This window comes from Phenylobacterium sp., assembly GCF_020402505.1.
In the GTDB taxonomy this organism is placed as follows: Bacteria; Pseudomonadota; Alphaproteobacteria; order Caulobacterales; family Caulobacteraceae; genus Phenylobacterium.
On sequence record NZ_JADBZL010000017.1, the window covers coordinates 1 to 2,644 of the forward strand.

General features: G+C 70.2%; 3 protein-coding genes. All 3 read right to left on the reverse strand.

Annotation, left to right across the window (positions count from 1 at the left end; translation table 11 throughout):
- Positions 1 to 1,382, reverse strand: a 1,382-nt coding sequence (locus IM632_RS01260; RefSeq protein ID WP_296551936.1) for a HAMP domain-containing sensor histidine kinase, incomplete at its 3' end; no start/stop codon positions are given.
- Entirely contained in the window at positions 1,375 to 2,046 is a 672-nt protein-coding gene (locus tag IM632_RS01265; protein ID WP_296483333.1) for a response regulator transcription factor, read from the reverse strand. The genes IM632_RS01265 and IM632_RS01260, both read right to left, overlap by 8 nt.
- Before the next feature lie 13 nt (positions 2,047 to 2,059).
- The coding region (locus IM632_RS01270; RefSeq protein ID WP_296551937.1) for a PDZ domain-containing protein at positions 2,060 to 2,644 on the reverse strand (585 nt) is incomplete at its 5' end.

Here is a 2,644-nt window from a genome sequence, read left to right on the forward strand (position 1 = left end):
CCATCATAAGCGCCCGGTCCCTCCCCCAGCTCGAGGCGGCCGCCATGGGCTTGAGCGACGGCGGCGACGAGGGACAGGCCGAGACCCGCACCCGGGAGGTTGCGGCTGTTCTCAAGGCGCACGAACCGCTCCACCACCCGATCGCGGTCGAAGTCGGGCACCCCGGGGCCCGTATCGGTGACGGAGATCTCTGTGTCGCCACAGGCGCGCCGGCGCAAGCGGACCATGACCGCGCCTCCCGCAGGCGTGTACTTCACCGCATTGTCCACGAGGTTGGCCAGGGCCTGGGCCAGGAAGGCCGGATTGCCCCGGAGCGTGAGGCCGGCGGCGATGTCGGAGGCGATCTCCAGACCCTTGTCCTCGCACAGGGGACCATAGAGCTCGGCCATGTCGCCCACCAGACCGGCCGGGTCGAAGACCACCGCGTTGGGGGCCTCGCCGGCCGCCTGCAGCCGGGAGATGGCCAGGACCGCGGAGAAGGTCCGAAGGACGCCGTCGGTGTCGTCCAGGGCCTGTCGCAGGGCCTGCCGGGCGTCGCCCCGGCCGGCCTCCATGTCCAGGAGGGCGGACTCCAGGCGCGCCTTGAGCCGGGTGAGTGGCGAGCGCAGGTCATGGGCGATGGCGTCGCCAGCATGCCGGTGGGCCGACATGGACCGATCGAGGCGGTCCAGCATGTCGTTCAGGCCCTCGGCCAGTTGGTCGAGCTCGTCTCCGGCCCCCCGCACGGCGGCGCGGGCGGTCAGGTCGCCATTCCGGGCGGAGGCCACCACATTGGTCAGCCCGGTCATGGCCTGGGTGAAGTTGCGGCTGACCAGCAGGCCGGAGGTGATGCCGAGCACAACAACCAGGGCTCCGGCGCCCCAGAGCCCCCGGACGATGGTCACTATGAAGTCCTGGTCATCCCCCGTATCGGCGCCCACAAAGAGAACGCCACCGTTTGGCAGCCGCTGCTGGAAGCCCCGGGCCGGGATCGAGCGGGGCCGCCCGTCCTCGTCGAAACCGGACAGGCTGAACCGGATCCAGGTCGGCTCGCCGCTGAAGCCTTCCACCGGGCTCCGGGCCAGAGAGCCGGAAATCTTGCGTCCGTCGGGGGTCAGAAGAAGGTAGAGAAAACGGCGCTCTCCGGCCATCCGGCTCACCAGAACGGTGTTCAGGGCCGCGGCGCCGGCGCGGTCATAGACCTCCACCAGATTGTCGGCCTCCCGCCGGATCTCCGCGTCCGTCCGCCGGCGCGCTTCACCGGCCGCCGCAACGTAGACATAGGCCAGGAAGGCCGCGCCCGCGAACGCGAAGAGGGCCAGGGACAGAAGGGTCAGGCGGAAGGGCGCGGCGCGAAAGAGACGCAGAAGCCCCCCGACGGGCGCATCCCTTTTGTCAGGCATCCAGCCGATACCCCGCCCCGCGAATGGTCTCGAGCATGGCGCGCTCGAAGCCCTTGTCGATCTTGGACCGGAGGCGCGAGATGTGGACGTCGATGACGTTGGTCTGCGGGTCGAAGTGGTACTCCCAGACCTTCTCCAGGAGCATGGTGCGGGTCACGGCCTGGCCGGCGTGGCGCATCAGGAATTCGAGAAGCTGGAACTCCCGGGGCTGGAGGTCGATCTCCCGGCCCGCCCGGTGGACCCGCCGGGCGATGAGGTCCATCTCAAGGTCCCCGACCCGCAGCTGGGTGAGCACAGAGCCGGTCTCGCGACGACGGGAGAGGGCCTCGACCCGGGCGATCAGCTCGGCGAAGGCATAGGGCTTGACCAGATAGTCGTCGGCGCCCGCCCTCAGTCCCGTGACGCGGTCCTCGATCTCGCCCAGGGCCGAGAGGAAGAGGACCGGCGTCTCATCGCCGTCACGACGAAGGGTCTCGACCAGCCCGACCCCGTCCAGGCAGGGCATCATCCGGTCGATGATCATGACGTCGAAGCCGCCCTTCCGGGCCGCCTCGAGCCCTGCCGCGCCATCGTGGCGAACGACGCACTCGTACCCGGCGTCTGAGAGGCCTCTGGCCATCACCTCCGCTCCGGAGACGTCGTCCTCCACGACCAGGATGCGCATGCCCCCGTCCCGCTCAATCAGCGATCTTGATGGGCAGGAAGATCGTGCGGCCGCCGCGCCACACCGCCACCAGCACGCTGGGCCGGCCAGCCTTGCGGGCCTGGTCGATGACGGCGGCGAGGTCGGCTGGCGCGGCGAGCACCCGGTCACCCGCACGCAACAGGACGTCGTTCGCCTGCAGGCCCCTTTCGGCCGCATCCGAGGACCGCTCGACGGATGAGACCAGCAGCCCGCGCGCGTCGGCCGGCAGGCCGGCACGGCGACGACCGGCGTCATCGAGGGGCGCGACGGTCATGCCCAGAAGGCTCTGGCCAGCGGAAGGCCCCAGCCGGCCTGGACCCGGCGTCGCGCCATTCGGTCCGCCGGGACCGCCGGCGAGTTGAGCCTCGGGCGGGCGGACCCCCGAGCGGATCTCGATAGTGCGAGGCTTGCCGCCCCTGATGATCTCCAGCCGGAGCAAATCGCCAGGTGAGGCCTTCGCCACCTGACGCGTCATTTCAGAGGAGGAACGAACCCGGACGCCGTTGACCGAAAGGACGATGTCGCCGATCACCAGGCCCGCCCTTTCGGCGGGTCCGCCGGGAATCAGTTCGGCGAC